This window comes from Achromobacter sp. JD-1 (assembly GCF_038594925.1).
GTDB lineage: Bacteria > Pseudomonadota > Gammaproteobacteria > Burkholderiales > Burkholderiaceae_B > Achromobacter > Achromobacter spanius_C.
The window spans coordinates 297,144-314,689 of sequence record NZ_JBCGCS010000004.1; the positions used below are offsets into that span (position 1 = coordinate 297,144).

The window sequence follows — 17,546 nt, forward strand, 5'->3', positions numbered from 1 at the left end:
GATCAGAGCGGCCGCGCGACGACGGCGCTGGATGGCGTGATTGCGCTGGCGCTGGCCGCGGCGCCATCGGCGCCATTGACCGGCGCGGCGACGGGTACGCCCGAAGCCGGTACGCCCGCAGCCGGTATGCCCGCAGCCGAAGCCCCCGCCGTCGGGACCGCCGGCAGCGCATTGCCGGCGCTGGGCGCCGGGATAGGCTGTAGCGGCGCCTGGATGGGGCTGTTCAAACTAGGCGGCGGCACGGCGCTGCCGGGGGCCGGCAACGGCTTTACCGAGGTATCCACGCCGTCGGTGCTGAGGTTGTTGTTCAGGAAGTCGGTCAGTTCATCCCCGGAAGACAGGTCCAGCGACGCCACGGCCTGGCCGGGCGGGAACTCCGAGAAATAGTATTCACCGTTATCCACCAGCAGGCCGTCGGGACGCGGCGCCGGCTTGACTTCGGGCACGCCCTTCAACACCGGCTGCATGTAGTCCAGCCAGGTGCTCAGCGCCAGGCCGCTGCCGAACTCGTTGGTGCCCAGCGATTTGGGCTGGTCAAAACCCATCCAGACGGTCGTGGCCAGATCGGGCGTGAAGCCCGAGAACCAGACGTCCACCGCGTCGTTGGTGGTGCCGGTTTTTCCGCCCACGTCGTTGCGTTTGAGCACCTGGTGCGCGCGCGCGGCCGTGCCGTTGGTGGTGACGCCTCGCAGGATGTCGTCCATGACCCAGGCGGTGCGCGGGTCGATGGCGCGCGCCGTTTCGTCGCCCGCCTTGACCGGTTGCGCCTGCATCAGCACCTTGCCCGAGCGGTCCGTAACGTGATCCACCAGATACGGCGTGACGCGGTAGCCGCCGTTGGCAAACACCCCATAGCCGTTGACCACTTGCAGCGGGGTGGCGCCGCCCGCGCCCAGCGCCAGCGGCAGCACGGCCGGCCAGCGCGACTTGTCGAAACCGAAGCGGGTCAGGTAGTCCTGTGCGTATTGTGGGGAAATGGCCTGCAGGATGCGGATCGACACCATGTTCTTGGACCGGTACAGCCCCTGGCGAAACGTCAGCATGGGTTCGTACTTGTTGCCGTCGTTCTTGGGCTGCCAATCCTTCGAGCCGGTCTGGGCGGCGGTCAGCATGAAGGGCTGGTCGGAAATCTGCGTGGCGGGCGTGAAGCCGCGTTCCAGCGCCGCGGCGTAGACGAAGGGCTTGATATTGGAACCGGGCTGGCGCCAGGCTTGGGTCACGCGGTTGAAGCTGCCGCGGTGGTAGTCGAAGCCGCCGATCATGGCGCGGATGGCGCCATCCTGCGGCGCCATGGACACCAGCGCCGCCTGCAGCGTCGGCATGTTGATGATTTCCCAGCCGTCGCCGTCCTTGCCGCCGGTCTTGTGGATGTAGACGACCGAGCCGCGGCGGATGCGCTGGCTGTCGCTGGCCTTGGGGTTCAGGGCGCGCGCCACCACGGCCAGCGCCTTCTTGTCTGAAATGGTGATGATGTCGCGCGCGCTGCGGGCAACCTTGACCTCGGTGGGGCTGGCTGACAGCACCACGGCCGTCAGCAGGTCGTCGCTGTCGGGCGTGGTGTCCTGCACGCCGTCCAGAATGTCATCCAGCGCCTGCGGATCGCTTTCAACGTCATCGGGCAGGTCGATCTGGTCTTCCGGGCCGGGGTAGACGGCGCGGCGCGTGTAGTCCAGCACGCCATCGCGTACCGCGCGGTAAGCGGCCTCCTGGGCCTTGGAATCGATGGTTGTGTAGACGTCGATGCCCTTGGAATAGGTGTCTTCCTGGAACACGCCATACATCAGTTGGCGCGCCAGTTCCGACGGGTAATCTCCATGCACGGCGAAGCCGCGCGCGCTGGTGCCGTCGGCGCCACGGATGGTCAACTGCTGTTGCAAGGCCTGGTCGGCCTGCTCAGGCGTCAGGTAGCCCAGCGTCTTCATGCGGCCCAGCACATAGTGCTGGCGAATTTCGGCGCGCGGGAAGTTGGTGATGGGGTTGAAGCGCGATGGGGCCTTGGGAATGCCGGCCAGCATGGCGGCTTCGGCCGGCGTCACTTCCGACAGCGGCTTGCCGAAATAGGTGCGCGACGCGGCGGCGAAGCCGTAGGCGCGGTGGCCCAGGTAGATCTGGTTCATGTAGAGCTCCAGGATCTGGTCCTTGGTGAGCTCGTTCTCAATCTTGAACGTCAGCAGCAGTTCGTAGAACTTGCGCGAATAGGTCTTTTCCGACGACAGGTAGAAGTTGCGCGCCACCTGCATGGTAATGGTGCTGCCGCCCTGCGACTTCGACCCCTTGACCACGTTGGTCAGCACGGCGCGCGCCACGCCCATCCAGTCGACGCCGCCGTGGCTGTAGAAGCGGTCGTCTTCGGCCGCCAGCACGGCCTGGCGCATGACGGGGGGAATCTCGTCAAAGCGCAGCACGTTGCGGTGCTCTTCGCCGTATTCACCGATCAGGACTTTGTCGGCGGTGTAGATGCGCAGCGGCACCCGTGGCCGGTAGTCGGTCATGGCGTGCAGGTCGGGCAGGGCGGGCCAGGTCAGCGCCAGCGCCAGTCCAAGCGCAAGCGCGCCGCAGGCGCCGACGCAGGCTGCGGCGATGCCCGTTTTGACCAGGATGCGTTTCCAGGGAAGGCCCGATTTGCCGCCCGGGGTGGCGGAGGATTGCTGGGGGGTGCTCATTGCAGGCGATTCTAGGACAGAACGCTATAGACCGGCCAGGGTGCAATAAGGTTTCGGTAACCAAACTTGCCCGAGCCGGGGGGTGGCGTGTGCCAGGTAATTTGAGGGACGTGGTCCAGGATACGCAGAGAAGGGCCTTGCGCGTGGGGGCAATGGGAAATGTGCGGCGAAATGCGCTGTGAACCGCGCTATGAAATGTATTTCGCGCGGTGACAAACGGCAAGACTGGTTGCAAGCGTTTGTCGCGATCAGCCCAGTTGTTCAGCTTCCATTCAGCATTGACGCGTTGCGCTGATAGCGTTGTGGCGGCGCGCCCAGCGCGCGGTGAAACATGGCGCTGAACGCGCTGGGGCTGCGGTAGCCCAGGTCGGCGGCGATGCGCGCCACCGGCTCTCCCAGCGACAGCCTGCACATGGCATCCGCCAGGCGCACCTGCTGCACCCACTGCCGATAGTTCAGCCCCAGCTCGGCCTGGAACAGCCGGATCAAGGTGCGGGCGCTGGCGCCGACTTCGCTGCCCCAGGCTTCGATACCGTGTTGCAGGCCTGGCTGGGCCAGAATGGCCGAGCAGATGGTTTGCAGGCGGCGGTCACGCGGCCAGGGAATCTGGACGGGCACCACGCGGGCCGCCATCAGTTCCGTCAGGATCAGCGCGGCAATCTGCTCGCTGCGGCCGCCCAGCGGGTAGTCGATGGGTTCGGCGGTCAGCGCCAGGATCAGCTCGCGCAGCAGGGCGCTGACTTCAATCACCTGGCACTGTTGCCAGTATCTGGCTGCGGCATCAGCCTGGATGTAGAGCGAGCGCATGGCCACCGTGCCCACCATTTCCACGCCGTGCGGCACACCGGCCGGCACCCACAGCGCGCGCAGGGGCGGCAGCGCCCAGAAACCGCTGGGCGTGGTGACGCGCATGACGCCTTCGGCCGCATAGATCAATTGCGCGCGCGGGTGGGAATGCGCGCCGGTCTGCGCACCCGCCCGAAATTCCTTGGCCATCGCGGTGACCACCCGCGGGCGGTCCTGGTAGTCCTGGGCATTTACGCTGCGCGAAAGGTCTGGCGGAGGCAGGCGGATGGGCATGATGTCACTTCCGACGAAAGGAGTAGGGCGAAGTTGAACGCGCAATGCCGCTATTTTGTCACTTAGGCGACGAATATTGGCAGATCGTATCCATGGCGCGTTTTTACACTGTGGGCTGGTCCTGGCGGTTGGCCGGGCATACCCCTCTTTCCCTTCCGCATAACCATGACTTCCGTCCAGAACCCCGTTGCCGGCATCTCTGACGCTAACCTGCCCGCACCCGCCGCCGCCCCGTCGACCGCCTTCAAAGTGCTGGGCGCGATCAGCGTGGCGCACTTGATGAACGACATGATCCAGTCGATCCTGTTGGCCATCTACCCCATGCTGAAGGATTCGTTCAGCCTGTCTTTTGCTCAGATCGGGCTGATCACCTTGGTGTATCAACTGGCGGCATCGTTGCTGCAACCGTTCATCGGCTTTTATACGGACCGTCATCCCAAGCCGTATTCCTTGCCGGTGGGCATGGGGTTTACCTTGCTGGGCCTGCTGCTGCTGTCGGTGGCGCCGTCGTTCGGCTGGCTGCTGGTGGCGGCGGTGCTGGTGGGCACGGGGTCGTCGGTATTCCATCCGGAATCGTCGCGGGTGGCGCGCATGGCCTCGGGCGGGCGGCATGGCCTGGCACAGTCCTTGTTTCAGGTGGGCGGCAATGTGGGGTCGGCGTTGGGGCCGCTATTGGCGGCGTTGTTCATCATTCCGCATGGGCAGCGCAGCGTGGCCTGGTTTTCCTTGGCGGCCTTGTTCGGCATCGTGGTGCTGACGGGCATCGGCCGTTGGTATAGCGCCAACCGCATCAGCCTGAAGCCGCGCGCGCGCCGCGATGGGGCCGGCAATGGCCTGACGCCCAAGCAGGTGACGGGCGCGCTGGCCGTGTTGGGCGTGCTGGTGTTTTCCAAATACTTCTATCTGGCCAGCCTGAACAGCTATTTCACTTTTTATTTGATCGACAAATTCGGCCTGTCGGTGCGCGAGGCGCAGCTCTACCTGTTTCTGTTCCTGGCCGCGGTCGCGGTGGGCACGGTGGTGGGCGGCCCCGTCGGCGACCGCATCGGCCGCAAGATCGTGATCTGGGTGTCCATCCTGGGCGTGGCGCCGTTCACCCTGCTATTGCCGTACGCCAACCTGTTCTGGACAGCCGCGCTGGTGGTGATTATCGGCATGGTGTTGGCGTCGGCATTTTCGGCCATCGTGGTGTACGCGCAGGAACTGGTGCCGGGCAAGGTAGGCATGATTGCCGGGCTGTTCTTCGGCTTTGCGTTCGGCATGGGCGGGGTGGGCGCCGCCGCGCTGGGCAAGCTGGCTGACGCCACCAGCATCGGCTATGTGTACCAGGTGTGCGCCTACCTGCCGTTGTTGGGCGTGGTGGCGATTTTGCTGCCGAATGTGGAAAAACGGTCGACACGGTAAAAATAGTCTTATCCGCGGGGCACACTACCAAAGCATGGGTGCCCCCACCGCGCACTAGCCCTTATGGACGACTATGAAGGGCGGCCCATAATAATTAATCTAGGGCCTGCCCGTGGCTCATGCCAATGGCGGACGGCAGCAACGTTTTAACTGTCAAATACTGCAAACGTTCAACCGGGCGCCGCGGCCTTGGCGTATTCTGCGTGCTTACCGCGCAATCGTCTTGGCGCGGGAGGTAAAGGTTCCGGACAAATTGTGCCCTCGCTACGACGCTTGACCGTCTTGCGGGGATAGTGCCCTTTTGTTCGTCTGGTAACAAAAAGCATCAAACATGCTGACGTGTAACGCGTTTCCACTTACGAACCCAGTGCAACAGCAGGTCAGAAGCGACGGCGCATGCCCACAAGGCGGCCCGGCAAAAACCATGACGACTTCCTTGTTCTTCCTGATGTGGGGGCTGGCCACGGCCTTGGCTTTACCGCTGCTGCTGCCGTTTCAGGCGCGCGGGGTGCGTGGTATCCGCATGTTCATTGCCGCGAACGGTTTGGCGGTGCTGTCTTTGCTGGCCGTTGCCGCCGCCAGCCTCATTCCGCCTGGCGTCTCCGTCATCGTGTCCAACGCGGCGTGGGTGGGCGCCATCAGCCTGGTCTACGTGGGCGTGCGCCAATTCTTTTCGCTGCGCCCGCATAGTCTGCGCACGGCGGGAATCAGTGCGCTGTGTGTGCTGGGTTTTGCGCTGCTGTGGTTCGGCACGGATGATCTGACCAGCCGCATGCTGCTGTATTCCGGCTTTACCTGTGCCAGCGCGCTGATGACGGGGCGGGTGGTCTTTCAGCAGCGCAAGCAGATCCGCACGCGCGGCGTGGTGCTGTATCTGATGTTGTCCATTTTTGCACTGGCCGTGCTGCATGGGCTGCGCGTGCTGGTTTATGGCGCGGGCTGGGTGGCGCCGGTATCGTTGACGGAGCCGTCGCCGTGGGCCTTGTTCTTCATCGTATGCGGGTCGGTCACCGTGCCCGCCCTGTTTCTGGCGCTGCTGTTGCTGGTGCAGACCCGCTTGTCCGAGCAGATGCAGGCGGCGCTGACCTTTGACGGCCTGACGCAGGTGCATTCCCGCCGCAGCATCCTGGATGAACTCGAACGCGAACTGCAACGCTGCGGGCGTTCGGGCGGGCCCCTGGCGGTGCTGGTGCTGGACATCGACCATTTCAAATCCATCAACGACCGCTATGGCCATGCGGCCGGCGACACGGCGCTGCGCCATTTCGCCAAGGTGGCGCAGAACGCGGTGCGCGCCACCGACCGTGTCGGCCGATTGGGAGGCGAAGAATTCGTGCTGCTGATGGTGGACTGCGACCCCGCACGCGCGCTGGTGCATGCACAGCGCGTGTGCGATGCGCTGCGCGACACGCCGCTATACCTGCAGGGGGTGGAAGTGCCCATGACCGCCAGCGGCGGCCTGGCTTCTTATCAGGATGGCGATAGCGCCGACGTGATCCTGGCACGCGCCGACGTGGCACTGTACCGCGCCAAGGAGCAAGGGCGCGACCGGGTGGAAATGGCGTTCGGGGGGCGCGCCCCAAGCCGCATGCAGGTGAGCAGCCTGATGGGGATGGCGCCAGCGGCGAATGGGCCGCTGGTGACTCAGGAAGGCGCCGGACGTTAAGGCTTGAGGTGCTGCGTCAGGAACTTTTCCATGGCTTCGTAGAACTCGAACTTGTTCTCGTCGTTGTGGAAGCCGTGGCCTTCGTTGTCCTTGACCATGTACTCCACTTCAACGCCGCGCGCCCTTAACGCGGCCACCATCTGGTCGCTTTCGTCTTTGTTGACACGCGGGTCCTTGGCGCCTTGCGCCACGAACAGCGGCGTCTTGATCTTGTCCGCATGCAGCGCGGGCGAGGTCGCGGCCAGCCGGTCCTTGTCGCGTTCGGGATGGCCGACCATGTCCTGCATCTTGTCCAGCATGGGCTTCCAGTACGGCGGAATCGACTTCATGAACGTGAACAGGTTTGACACGCCCACGTAGTCCACCGCCGCGGCGTACAGGTCGGGCGTGAAGGCCACGCCGGCAAGCGTGGCGTAGCCGCCGTAGCTGGCGCCGTAGATGCCGATGCGCTTGGGGTCGGCAATGCCCTGCTTGATCAGCCACTGCACGCCATCGGTGATGTCGTCCTGCATCTTCAGGCCCCATTGCCCGAAGCTGGCTTCCCAGAAGGCGCGGCCATAACCGGTCGAGCCGCGGAAGTTCATTTGCAGCACGCAGAAGCCGCGGTTGGCCAGGAATTGCGTTTCGGGGTTATAGCCCCAGCCGTCGCGCGCCCAGGGGCCGCCGTGCGGGTTGACGATGCAAGGCAGGTTCTTGGGGTCGCGGCCGGCGGGCAGCGTCAGGTAACCGTGGATGGTCAGCCCGTCGCGGCTTTGGTAGCTGATGGGCCGCACGTGCGACATGTCGCTTTCCGGGATGGCCGGGTTGATGTCGGCCAGCTTGGTCAGCGTGTCGGAGGTGGCGTCGTACAGATAACGCGAGCCCGGCGTGCGGTCGTTGTAGGCGGCGACGATGAACACGTTTTCGTCACGGTTGGAGCCTTGCAGCGCGATCTCGTAGCCCGGCAGCTTTTCCGTCAGCGTCTTGAACAAGGCTTCGGACTGCGCATCGAAGAACTTGAATTGCGGCTTGTCGGTCTGGTAGGCCGCCAGGGTCAGCACGCGGCGCTTGCGCGAGTAACCCGCGCCGTCCAGGTCGACGGTGTCGGGGGTGAAGATCTCTTCTTCGGCGTCGGGGCGCGCCGGGTCGATGACCACCAGCGACAGCTTGTCGCGACCGCGGTTGCTGAGCGCGTAGATCTTCTTGTCGTCGAACGTGAAGAAGGACGGGCTGACGTTGGTGCGGTAGTCGGTGGTGATCAGCGGGCGGAATTCCGAGGCTTCGTCGTCGCGGTAGAGCAGGGTGGTGTTCAGGCCGTCGCTGGTGACGGCGGCGCGCACCTTGCCCGCGTGGTCGGTCTGCCAGCCAACGATGTTGCCCGGGTTCTGCGCCACCAGCACGGCCGCGCCGGTGTGGACGTTGACGCGGTAGACGTCAAAGACCTCGGGGTTGCGCTGGTTGTGGCTGATCAGGACGTGATCGGGGTCGTCTTCGAGATCGTCTTCGATGCTGGCGCGCGCGCCGTCATACGGGGTCAGGTCGGTGATCTTGCCGGTCTTGGCGTTGACGGCCAGCACGTGGTAGTTCTCGTCGCCGCCAAAATCCTTTTGATAGAGCACCACGTCGGCGCCCTTCCAGAAATAGTTGGAGATGTCGCGGGCGGTTTCGCTGGTGAGGCGGCGGGGTTCGCCCACCAGTTTGCTGCCTTGCAGCGCCTGCACATAAATGTTCATGCGGGCCGGCTGGCCGTCCACGCTGGTGGGCTGCATGAAGCCCAGCGTGCGGCCGTCGTCGGCCAGGCGGAAGAAGCCGCGTTCCGGATTGCGGAAAAAGTCCTTGAGGGGATAGGCGCGGGGCGGCGGCTGGGTGGCGCAGGCGCCCAGCGTGGTGCCGACGATGCCGGCCATGCTGGCGGCCAGGACGGTGCGCGTCATGAATGAAAACAAGGCAAGACCTCCGCGTTTTGGATGCGGTTGATAATGCCATAGTCGCGCGGACGGTGTCGAACCGGCCCCACTTATGCCGCTGTGCGGTTTGCGGGATAATCGCGGCAGTTCATCTGGAGAATTACATGGTCAGGAATTTGGTCGCGGCATCGGCGCTGGCGCTGGGCCTTGCGGGTTGCTCGCTGGGCATCTCGTCGGACAGCGCGTCGCCGCACAGCGAATTCAAGGCGCCGGTTGCGTTCAAGGACGCTTACGCCGCGGTGATCCGGCAGTCGAACAACTGCCTGCGCAGCACCGACAACGCCTATCGCGTGGTGTCCGATCTGAACGAGGCGGCGCAGACGGGCGTGGTGCGCGTGCTGGCGCCGTATAGCGACAACGTCATGTCGCGGGTCGACCTGAAGGCCGCTGGCCCGAAGAGCACCGACGTGCGCATCGTGATGTGGGGCAAGGGCACCTGGGACGCGGCGGCAATGCGCGCGATGCAAGACGCCATCTACTACAGCATCACGTCGTGCAGCAGCTACATGCCGCTGGACCCGCGCACGCCCGTCAAGCCTTCACGCGACCTGCCGGACTAAGCCCCGGCGCCGAGGGCGGGGGGGCTGGTCAGAAACTCGTCAGTCGCCGCCCGGGCGGCGGCGCACGATCTTGAACGTGGCAGTGGCGCGCGCCACCAGTTCGCCATCAGCACGGCGGATGTCGCCTTCACAGAAGGCGATGGACCCGCCGCGGCGCAGGCAGCGCGCTTCAATGACCAGGTCGCCCGTGCCGGGCGACAGGAACGTGGTGTTCATGTCGATGGTGGCCATGCCTTCGGTGGCGTCGGCCGACCCGCGTGCCGCCGCGCTGAGGGTGAAGTCCAGCACGCTCATGAGCGTGCCGCCATGCACATCGCCCCGGCTGTTGGTCAGGTCCTGGCGCCAGGGCAGCGTGGTGCGGGCGAAGCCCGGCGCGATGCTTTCGGGCACCAGGCCAATGAAGTGCATGAAGGGGATCGTCAGGCCGAAGTAGTCGGTGGAAGCGGTTGCGGTCATGGAAGGTGGGTGGGTAGGCAGTGGGTAAGCGATTCAGCCGGTCATAATATATTTTTTTGCAGTGCCCGCCAGCGTCCGCCAGCACGACGCGTTGGCGGCCACCTGGTCTTCATCGGAATGTCTGAACTCTTGCGCAAGATCGTGCACGTGGATATGGATGCGTTTTATGCGTCCGTCGAACAGCGCGACAACCCCGAGCTGCGTGGCAAGCCCGTCGTTGTGGCGTGGACCGGGCCGCGCTCGGTCGTGTGCGCCGCGTCTTACGAGGCGCGGCGCTTCGGCATTCATTCGGCCATGTCCGCCATCCGCGCCGAACGCCTTTGCCCGCACGCCATCTATGTGCCGCCGGACTTCAACCGATACCGCGACGTGTCGCGCCAGATCCGGCAGATCTTCGCCCGCCATACCGATTTGATCGAACCGCTGTCGCTGGACGAGGCCTATCTGGATGTGACCCAGAACAAATACGGGTTGCCGTCCGCGACCGAGGTGGCGCAAGTCATCCGCCAGCAGATCAAGGAAGAAACGGGCCTGACCGCGTCGGCCGGCATTGCGCCCAACAAGTTCCTGGCCAAGATCGCGTCAGACTGGAACAAGCCCGACGGCCAGTTCGTGATCCGGCCTACCAAGGTGCTGGAATTCTTGCAGCCCTTGCCGGTGCGCAAGGTGCCAGGGGTGGGCAAGGTGACGCAGGCGCGCCTGGAGCAATTGGGCATTCAGACGGTGGGCGACCTGGCCACGCACAGCGTGGAAGAGCTGTCGCATTATTTCGGCCGTTACGGCCGGCGCCTGTACGAGCTGGCGCGCGGCATCGACGAACGCCAGGTTCAGACCGACCAGCCCTTGCAGCAGGTGTCGGCGGAGACCACGTTTTCGGAAGATATCCGCCTGAACGCCTTGGGCGACGCCATCGACCGCATGGCGGACAAGGTCTGGGATCAGGCTTTGAAGAAGGGCGCGCTGGGGCGCACGGTGGTGCTCAAGCTGAAGACCGACCGGTTTCGCATTCTGACGCGCAGCCAGACCAGCTTGAACCCGCCCGGTTCGGCGGCCGAACTGGCCTCGGTGGCCAGGCTGCTGTGCGAGCGTGTGGAACTGCCGCCGGAAACGCTGTACCGGCTGGCAGGGGTGGGGATGAGCAATTTTGCCGACCCCGCCGAACAGGCGCGCCAGCCAGATCTGTTTGGCGGCGCGTTCTGAACGGTGGCGGGATCAGGCCAGGCGCGCCTTGACCTGCTGCGACAGCGCCGTCATGTCGGCGCGGCCAGCCAGCGCCTGCTTCAACAGCGCCATGACCTTGCCCATGGCGGGCGCGCCGGTCACGCCTTGCGCGGCCACTTCGGCCAGGGCGGCGTCGATGGCGGCGGCCACTTCTTCAGGCGTGGCGGCTTGCGGCAAGAATTCTTGCAGCACCAGCAGTTCGGCCTTTTCCTGTTCCGCCGTTTCGGTGCGGCCGGCCTGTTCAAACGCGGCGATGGACTCGCGGCGCTGCTTGACCTGCTTTTCGATGATGGCGGTGATTTCGGCGTCGTTCAGCTCGCGGCGTTCGTCCACTTCTTTCTGTTTGACGGCAGCCAACAGGAAACGCAGCGTGGTCAGGCGTTCCGAGGCCTTGGCGCGCATGGCGTCCTTGACGGCATCAGAGAGGCGGGTCTTGAGCGTAGCAGTGCTCATAAGTGAACCTTTTGGGTGGTGTTGCGGCAATCCGCAAGTGTAAATCGGGTTTACTTCAGCCGGGTCAGGTCGCCGCGCAGCGCCACGCCCGCCACCACTGCGCCAGCGTGGCATTCGTAGTCGGTCTTGCTGCTGTATTCTTTTTTGCGATAGTAGCTGACGATATTCGTGACGGCGTTGGCGTTGGCCTTCTTGGCGGCTTCATGCAGCGCGATCACCGCCGATTGGGCCACCCACAGGCAGGCGTCCGCGTCTTTCTTGGCAAAGGCGTTGGTCTTGCGGTTGGTGACCACGCCCGCTTCCAGCACCTGGCCTTTCGGGCCGGTGCCCGCCAGGTAGAACTTCACGCTGCCGTCGATCTTGCCCGCCGCCAGCGCGGCGTCGATGGCGGGTTGCAGGGGCAGGAATACGGTGCGATCCGCCGCCACCGCGTGAGCGGAGCAGGCGAGCGACAGGGACAGGGCGCCAAACAGCTTGTAGGTGATCTTCATGACGAGCGTTTCCGGTTATGAAAGTGAATCAAGGGCTGAAAGAGAGGACGCCGGCTCAAGGCCAGCGGCGAAAAACCAGGGACGTGTTGATGCCGCCAAACGCGAAATTGTTGTTCATGACGTACTCGTTGCTCATGCGGCGGCCATCGCCTTGCAGGTAATCGAGTTCGCCGCAACGCGGATCGATATTGCGCAGGTTCAGCGTGGGCGCGTACCAGTCGCGATTCAGCATTTCGATGCTGAACCAGGACTCCAGCACCCCGCAGGCGCCCAGCGTGTGGCCCAGATAGCTTTTCTGCGAGCTGATCGGCATGCGGCTGCCGAAGAGCGCGTGCGTGGCCTGGGTTTCGGCGATGTCGCCTTGTTCGGTGGCGGTGCCGTGGCCGTTTACGTAGCCGATGGCCTCCGGGGGCAGGCCGGCATCCGCCAGCGCCATTTCCATGGCGACCCGCATGGTGGCGGCTTCGGGCCGGGTGATGTGGGTGCCGTCTGAATTGCTGCCGAACCCGACCACTTCGGCATGGATGCGCGCGCCGCGCGCCAGCGCGTGGTCCAGCGATTCCAGCACCAGCATGCCGCCGCCTTCGCCGATGACCAGGCCATCGCGGTCGCGGTCGTAGGGGCGGGGCGTGAGTTCCGGCGTGTCGTTCTGCTGGCTGGTGGCATACAGCGCGTCGAACACCAGCGCTTCGCTGGCGCACAGTTCTTCCGCGCCGCCGGCCAGCATCATCTGCTGGCGGCCGTAGCGGATGGCCTCGTAGGCATAGCCGATGCCCTGGCTGCCCGAGGTGCAGGCGCTGGACGTGGGGATGATGCGGCCCTTCAGTTCGAAGAAAATGCCGACGTTGGCGGCCGTGGTGTGCGGCATCATGCGCACATAGGAATTGGCGTTCAGATCGTCGGTGACGCCGTTTTGCAGCATATTGCCGAAGGCGCGGATTTCAGCGGTGCTGCCCACCGACGAGCCGCAGGCCACGCCCATGCGGCCGTCGGTGATGCTGGCGTCGCCCAACAGCGCGGCGTCTTCCAGCGCCAGTTCGGCGGCGCGCACGGCCAGTTGCGACACGCGGCCCATGCTGCGCAGTTGCTTGCGGGTCCAGTGCGCGGGCACGCGGAAATCTTCCACCGGCCCGGCCAGCCGCGTATTCAGTTCAGCAAAGCGCGACCAGTCGGGCATGTACCGGATGGCGCTGCGGCCCGATTGAAATGCTTGCTGCACGCTGGCCCAATCCGAGCCCAGCGCGCTGATGCCGGCCATGCCGGTAATGACGACGCGGTTCATCAGCACAAGCCTCCGTTGACGGCGATGACCTGGCGCGTGATGTAAGCGGCGCCGGGCGACATCAGGAAGGCCACCGTGGCGGCGACCTCTTCGGGCTTGCCCATGCGTTGGGCCGGCACCGCCTTCAGGATTTCTTCAACGGGTACGTGCTCGTCGATCATGTCGGTATCGATCAGGCCGGGCGCCACGCAGTTCACGGTGATCTGGCGCTTGGCCAGTTCAACGGCCAGCGCCTTGGCGGCGCCGATCAGGCCGGCCTTGGACGCGCTGTAGTTGACCTGGCCACGGTTGCCCACCAGGCCCGACACCGACGCCATGCAGACCACGCGGCCCGCCGCGCGGCGCCGGATCATGGGCATGGCCAGCGGGCTGAGCACGTTGTAGAAGCCGTCCAGGTTGGTGCGCAGCACCTGGTCCCAGTCGTCGCCGGTCAGCGCCGGGAACGCGCCGTCGCGCGTCAGCCCGGCGTTGAGCACCACGCCGTAATAGGCGCCGTGCGCGTCCACGTCCGCTTGCAGCACGGCCGCGCATTGCGCGCGGTCGGACACGTCGAATTGCAGGATGCGGGCCTGGCGGCCGCGCGCGGTGACCTCGGCCAGCACGGCTTCGGCCTGTTCGCGTTGTTGGCGGCAATGCAGGACCAGGTCATGGCCGGCGTCGGCCAGGGCCAGCGCGATGGCGCGGCCGATGCCGCGGCTGGAGCCGGTGACGAGTATGGGGGCAGCGCTCATGTGAGGGGGGCTTCCTGAGTAAATTCGTTGGGGTCCTTGGGCTGATACACATTCAGCCGGGCGTGCGCCAGCAGAGGGGCGTCGTCGCCTTCGTTGCTTTCATTACGCTCTTCGCGCAATTCGCATTCGAAAACGCTCATGCCGCTGGCGTCGATCAGGCCGCGTTGGACGTGGATGGACAAGGCCATGCCCACGGGCAGGCCATCGCAGTGGCAGTCATAGCGCCGGGTGCCAAGCAGGAATCCCAGCTTGACGGTGGCGCCCGCTTCGCGCGCGTGGCAACCGGCCCAGGCGCCCACGGCTTGCGCCATGAACTCCATACCCAGCCAGGGCGGCAGCGAGCCGTCCGGCAAGGAGTAGGGGCCGGGTTTGACGACGGCGCGGGCGCGCAGGCTGTCGGCGTCGTAGCCCAGCACGTCGTCGATCAGGATCATGTTGCCGGCGTGCGGCAGCAGGCTGGCAATGGGCCAGGGGCATGCGTTCATGGGCGGGCTCCCAGGATCAGGCTGGCGTTGTTGCCGCCGAACGCGAATGAGTTGCTCATGGCGATGCGGGGCCGGCCTTGGGCGTAGCGGTGCAAGCCGTTGCTGAAATCCAGCGCGGGCAACGCCGGGTCGGGCTGACCGTCCCAGACGTGGGGCATGAGCCGGCCATCGGCCGTGCGCTCGGACAAGGTGATCCATGCCAGCGCCGCTTCCATGGCGCCGGCGGCGCCCAGCGTGTGACCGGTCAAGGCCTTGGTGGACGCGCAGGGCACGCCTTCGGGAAACACGGCATGCATGGCCAGGCTTTCCATCGCGTCGTTGTGCACGGTGCCGGTGCCATGCAAATTGACCCAGCCAATGTCGGCGGGCGTAACGTCGGCGGCGCGCAGGGCGGCAAGCATGGCTTGCCGCGCGCCCGCGCCGGAGGGCTCGGGCGCCGACATGTGCCAGGCATCCGAACTGGCGCCGCCGCCCAGCAGGGCCACGGCATCCGCATCAGAGGCGTCGAGTTCCATCACGAACAGAACGCCGGCTTCGCCGATGTTGATGCCACGGCGGTTGGCCGAGAACGGCTGGCAAAGCCTCTCGTCGATGGCTTCCAGCGTGGCGAAGCCATTGATCGTCAGGCGGCAGAGCGTATCCGCGCCGCCGCACACCACCGCGTCGCAAAGGCCCAGGGCCAACAAGCGGCGTGCCGACAGCAGCGCGCGGGCGCTGGATGTGCACGCGGTGGACAGCGTGTAGGCCGGGCCGGTCACGCCTAGATGCGCGGCCAGGAACGAGGCGGGCGATGACAGTGCCTGACGGCGGTAATCGTAGCCAGGGGGAAAGGCGCCTTCGGCGGCAAGCGCCCGGAAATCTGGCGCATTGTCGTTCACGCCCGACGTGCTGGTGCCCAGCACCACGGCAACGCGGGCCGGGCCATGGCGGGCGATGGCGCGTTGCAATGTCGGCGCGATCTGGTCCGCGCAGGCAAGCAGCAGGCGGTTGTTGCGGCTGTGCAGATGGGCGGGCAGGGCGTCGGACACCGTCGGCAAGGCGCCGTCATAAGCGCCCAGCGTCAGGCTGCGGCCGTTGACCCAGCCGGCCTGCCTGCGCATGCCGTGCGTATCGCCGCTGAAGGCCGCTTGCGCAACGGCGTCCACGCCCGCGCCCAGCGCGCAGACGATGCCGGGGGCGCTCAGCCAACTGGTCATGGGGCTTTTATTCATGTCGGCTCCCGTTCATGTCGGCTCCCCTTCATTGCAGCCCGGTCCATTGCAGCCCGGTCCATTGCGGCTTCCATTCATGGCGACTCCTTCAGCGGTTCGACCCGCCACATGACGCCATCGGCGCCGCTGATGGTAAAGACGTCGGGCCGCGCGGCTTGCGGCCAGCGCACCATCCATCGAACCTGGGCGCCATCCAGCAGGCTGCGTTCAGCAGTGCCGTCATCGTGCCGCTGCGCGCGCCACGCGCCCGCGCCGTAGGCCGCGTCCAGCTCTGCCTGCGGTGTCCACGCGAACATCAGCGCGGCGAAAAGATCGCGGGCCTGGGCGTTGGGACGCAGAAATCCATCGTTGCGCCAGCGACCGGCTTCCAGCATCTGCCGCGCTTGCGGCACACCCATCGGGTCAAACAGCGACCAGCGCAACGCCGCGCCTTCGCGCTGCACCACCAGCATCGTGTCCACCCGTGGCTGGCCGGTGGCCGACTGCACCACATGCAACTGGCGCGGCAAGGAAAAGTGGGCGTCGCGCGCGGGAACGGGCGGGGCGCTGGCGCAACCGGCCAGCGCGGCAAGCAGCATCGCCGTGGCGATGGCGCGGCGCGGAGACAGGAGGGTTGAAAGGGGATGCATGATGCGCGTCAGACCGCTTCCGCTTGCGTGGCGGCGACACGGCAAAGTTCGCTCAGCATGCGCAGGCGGCGTTGCGGGCTGGCGACGAAGGGGTTGGCCGTGTCCCAGGCGTAGCCGGCCAGGATGGAACTGATCATGCGGCGGATTTCCGGCTGCGGGTTCTTGTGGAACACCACGTCCTGGAATTCGCCGCTGTACCAGCCCTGCACATAGGCGCGGAAGGTTTCCACGCCCAGCATCAGGGGGTTGGCAAAATCGGCCTGCCAATCAACCAGTTCGCCGCCCAATTGGCGGTGCAAGGCGTCGGTGGCCAGCTTGGACGAACGCAGGGCGATGGTGACGCCCGACGAAAACACCGGGTCCAGGAATTCGGCGGCGTTGCCCAGCAGCGCATAGCCGGGGCCGTGCAGCCGCGTGACGCTGGCCGAGTAGCCGCCGATGGTGTTGGCGGGCGTGTCCCAGACCGCGTTGGCCAGCACGCGCTTGAGGTTCGGGGCGGCGTCCGCCATGGCGCGCAGCGTCGTCATCAAGTCTTGGTCGGGGCCGCCGAACAGGTCTTGTCCGCCCACCACGCCGAAGGAACAGCGCCCGTTGGAAAACGGAATCAGCCAGTACCAGATGTCGGGCTGTTCGGGATGCACGCTGATCAGGATCTTCTCGCGGTCGAAACCGGGGTCGTCGATGCGGTCTTCGATGTGCGTGAAGATGGCCTTGCGCGGGGGCATGGACGACGGACGTTCCAGGTCCAGCAGACGCGCCAGCACTCGGCCGTAGCCGCTGGCGTCCAGCACGAAGCGGGTCTGAACCTGATAGTTGTCGCCGTTGGCGCCACGCACGTTCAGCACGGGCTGCTCGCTGCTGAAATCAGCGGCGGTCACTTCCTGCTGGTAGCGCACGTCCACACCCTGGCGGGCGGCGTCGTCGGCCAGCACCTTGTCGAACTGCGCGCGCTGCACCTGGAAGGTGGTGCCGGGGCCGGCGGTGAATTTGTCGCGGAAGTCAAAGTAGGTGTAGTCGTCGCCGCGCGCAAAGGCGGCGCCGTTCTTCACTTGAAAGCCCGCCGCGTTCACGGCGGGCATCATGCCGGCTTCTTCCACGAATTCCAGGCAGTGGGCCAGCAGGCTTTCGCCGATGGAAAAGCGCGGGAACTGTTGGCGTTCCAGCATCAGCACATCGTGGCCTTGCCGCTTGAGCAGCGCGGCCGCGACCGCGCCAGCGGGGCCTGCTCCAATGACGACGACTTCACGATGTTCCATGCGAGTTGATTC

At 65.6% G+C, this 17,546-nt stretch carries 16 protein-coding genes; 4 read left to right on the forward strand and 12 right to left on the reverse strand.

All coding sequences use genetic code 11. The features are described 5' to 3' along the window. Positions 1-2: 2 nt before the first annotated feature. Positions 3-2,663: a PBP1A family penicillin-binding protein gene (locus tag WBR68_RS09225; RefSeq protein WP_230694013.1), complete on the reverse strand. Its 2,661-nt coding sequence runs from the start codon at positions 2,661-2,663 to the stop codon at positions 3-5. 261 nt (positions 2,664-2,924) lie between these two features. Beyond that, on the reverse strand, positions 2,925-3,743 hold the full coding sequence (locus WBR68_RS09230) for an AraC family transcriptional regulator (protein WP_050450083.1): 819 nt from the start codon (positions 3,741-3,743) through the stop codon (positions 2,925-2,927). A 165-nt stretch (positions 3,744-3,908) separates the two neighbouring features. Here WBR68_RS09230 and WBR68_RS09235 point away from each other — a divergent pair, with 165 nt between their 5' ends. Together WBR68_RS09235 and WBR68_RS09240 are read left to right on the forward strand one after the other, a co-directional pair. Beyond that, a complete protein-coding gene (locus tag WBR68_RS09235) occupies positions 3,909-5,147 on the forward strand; it encodes an MFS transporter (protein ID WP_230694014.1) in 1,239 nt (412 codons plus the stop codon). Positions 5,148-5,571: 424 nt separating this feature from the next. Beyond that, positions 5,572-6,813, forward strand: coding sequence for a GGDEF domain-containing protein (locus tag WBR68_RS09240; protein WP_127184139.1), 1,242 nt, complete (start codon positions 5,572-5,574; stop codon positions 6,811-6,813). Here WBR68_RS09240 and WBR68_RS09245 read toward each other — a convergent pair. Beyond that, on the reverse strand, positions 6,810-8,726 hold the full coding sequence (locus WBR68_RS09245; RefSeq protein WP_370641208.1) for a S9 family peptidase: 1,917 nt from the start codon (positions 8,724-8,726) through the stop codon (positions 6,810-6,812). The two genes, WBR68_RS09240 and WBR68_RS09245, sit on opposite strands and share 4 nt — an antisense overlap. A gap of 137 nt (positions 8,727-8,863) precedes the next feature. Between WBR68_RS09245 and WBR68_RS09250 the strand changes: the two genes are divergently transcribed. After that, positions 8,864-9,319 carry a BPTD_2524 family lipoprotein gene (locus WBR68_RS09250; RefSeq protein WP_050450079.1) on the forward strand — a complete coding sequence of 152 codons (456 nt, stop codon included), beginning with the start codon at positions 8,864-8,866 and terminating at the stop codon, positions 9,317-9,319. A gap of 39 nt (positions 9,320-9,358) precedes the next feature. Here WBR68_RS09250 and WBR68_RS09255 read toward each other — a convergent pair whose 3' ends face one another. Further along, complete coding sequence (locus WBR68_RS09255) at positions 9,359-9,775, reverse strand: PaaI family thioesterase (protein ID WP_050450078.1); 417 nt, start codon at positions 9,773-9,775, stop codon at positions 9,359-9,361. A 117-nt stretch (positions 9,776-9,892) separates the two neighbouring features. Between WBR68_RS09255 and dinB the strand changes: the two genes are divergently transcribed. Further along, entirely contained in the window at positions 9,893-10,975 is a 1,083-nt protein-coding gene (dinB, locus tag WBR68_RS09260) for a DNA polymerase IV (protein ID WP_050450077.1), read from the forward strand. Between the two features lie 12 nt (positions 10,976-10,987). Here dinB and WBR68_RS09265 read toward each other — a convergent pair whose 3' ends face one another. From WBR68_RS09265 to WBR68_RS09300, 8 genes are all read right to left on the reverse strand, one after another. Beyond that, on the reverse strand, positions 10,988-11,449 hold the full coding sequence (locus tag WBR68_RS09265) for a GatB/YqeY domain-containing protein (protein WP_050450076.1): 462 nt from the start codon (positions 11,447-11,449) through the stop codon (positions 10,988-10,990). Between the two features lie 50 nt (positions 11,450-11,499). Beyond that, positions 11,500-11,940 (reverse strand): hypothetical protein, encoded by a 441-nt coding sequence (locus WBR68_RS09270; protein WP_050450075.1) that lies wholly within the window; start codon positions 11,938-11,940, stop codon positions 11,500-11,502. Positions 11,941-11,995: 55 nt separating this feature from the next. Then, positions 11,996-13,222: a beta-ketoacyl-ACP synthase gene (locus WBR68_RS09275; protein WP_050450074.1), complete on the reverse strand. Its 1,227-nt coding sequence runs from the start codon at positions 13,220-13,222 to the stop codon at positions 11,996-11,998. Further along, a complete protein-coding gene (gene fabG, locus WBR68_RS09280) occupies positions 13,222-13,953 on the reverse strand; it encodes a 3-oxoacyl-ACP reductase FabG (protein ID WP_050450073.1) in 732 nt (243 codons plus the stop codon). The genes WBR68_RS09275 and fabG overlap by 1 nt, the downstream gene beginning before the upstream one ends. Further along, positions 13,950-14,438 (reverse strand): ApeP family dehydratase, encoded by a 489-nt coding sequence (locus WBR68_RS09285; RefSeq protein ID WP_127184142.1) that lies wholly within the window; start codon positions 14,436-14,438, stop codon positions 13,950-13,952. Before WBR68_RS09285 ends, fabG begins: the two co-directional genes overlap by 4 nt. After that, on the reverse strand, positions 14,435-15,649 hold the full coding sequence (locus tag WBR68_RS09290) for a beta-ketoacyl-ACP synthase (RefSeq protein ID WP_230694015.1): 1,215 nt from the start codon (positions 15,647-15,649) through the stop codon (positions 14,435-14,437). Before WBR68_RS09290 ends, WBR68_RS09285 begins: the two co-directional genes overlap by 4 nt. Positions 15,650-15,723: 74 nt before the next feature. Then, the gene (locus WBR68_RS09295; protein WP_230694016.1) at positions 15,724-16,278 is read right to left on the reverse strand and encodes a hypothetical protein; all 555 of its coding nucleotides are present in this window, start codon (positions 16,276-16,278) and stop codon (positions 15,724-15,726) included. Between the two features lie 8 nt (positions 16,279-16,286). Then, positions 16,287-17,534: an NAD(P)/FAD-dependent oxidoreductase gene (locus tag WBR68_RS09300; RefSeq protein WP_230694017.1), complete on the reverse strand. Its 1,248-nt coding sequence runs from the start codon at positions 17,532-17,534 to the stop codon at positions 16,287-16,289. Positions 17,535-17,546 lie beyond the last annotated feature (12 nt).

Excerpts from the sequence above, each read along its gene's own strand:
- WBR68_RS09245 (WP_370641208.1), bottom strand. The coding sequence starts at position 8,726 with ATGACGCGCACCGTCCTGGCCGCCAGCATGGCCGGCATCGTCGGCACC.
- WBR68_RS09300 (WP_230694017.1), bottom strand. The coding sequence starts at position 17,534 with ATGGAACATCGTGAAGTCGTCGTCATTGGAGCAGGCCCCGCTGGCGCG.
- WBR68_RS09255 (WP_050450078.1), bottom strand. The coding sequence starts at position 9,775 with ATGACCGCAACCGCTTCCACCGACTACTTCGGCCTGACGATCCCCTTC.
- dinB (WP_050450077.1), top strand. The coding sequence starts at position 9,893 with ATGTCTGAACTCTTGCGCAAGATCGTGCACGTGGATATGGATGCGTTT.
- WBR68_RS09230 (WP_050450083.1), bottom strand. The coding sequence starts at position 3,743 with ATGCCCATCCGCCTGCCTCCGCCAGACCTTTCGCGCAGCGTAAATGCC.
- WBR68_RS09225 (WP_230694013.1), bottom strand. The coding sequence starts at position 2,663 with ATGAGCACCCCCCAGCAATCCTCCGCCACCCCGGGCGGCAAATCGGGC.
- fabG (WP_050450073.1), bottom strand. The coding sequence starts at position 13,953 with ATGAGCGCTGCCCCCATACTCGTCACCGGCTCCAGCCGCGGCATCGGC.
- WBR68_RS09235 (WP_230694014.1), top strand. The coding sequence starts at position 3,909 with ATGACTTCCGTCCAGAACCCCGTTGCCGGCATCTCTGACGCTAACCTG.
- WBR68_RS09290 (WP_230694015.1), bottom strand. The coding sequence starts at position 15,649 with ATGAATAAAAGCCCCATGACCAGTTGGCTGAGCGCCCCCGGCATCGTC.
- WBR68_RS09295 (WP_230694016.1), bottom strand. The coding sequence starts at position 16,278 with ATGCATCCCCTTTCAACCCTCCTGTCTCCGCGCCGCGCCATCGCCACG.
- WBR68_RS09285 (WP_127184142.1), bottom strand. The coding sequence starts at position 14,438 with ATGAACGCATGCCCCTGGCCCATTGCCAGCCTGCTGCCGCACGCCGGC.
- WBR68_RS09240 (WP_127184139.1), top strand. The coding sequence starts at position 5,572 with ATGACGACTTCCTTGTTCTTCCTGATGTGGGGGCTGGCCACGGCCTTG.
- WBR68_RS09250 (WP_050450079.1), top strand. The coding sequence starts at position 8,864 with ATGGTCAGGAATTTGGTCGCGGCATCGGCGCTGGCGCTGGGCCTTGCG.
- WBR68_RS09270 (WP_050450075.1), bottom strand. The coding sequence starts at position 11,940 with ATGAAGATCACCTACAAGCTGTTTGGCGCCCTGTCCCTGTCGCTCGCC.
- WBR68_RS09265 (WP_050450076.1), bottom strand. The coding sequence starts at position 11,449 with ATGAGCACTGCTACGCTCAAGACCCGCCTCTCTGATGCCGTCAAGGAC.
- WBR68_RS09275 (WP_050450074.1), bottom strand. The coding sequence starts at position 13,222 with ATGAACCGCGTCGTCATTACCGGCATGGCCGGCATCAGCGCGCTGGGC.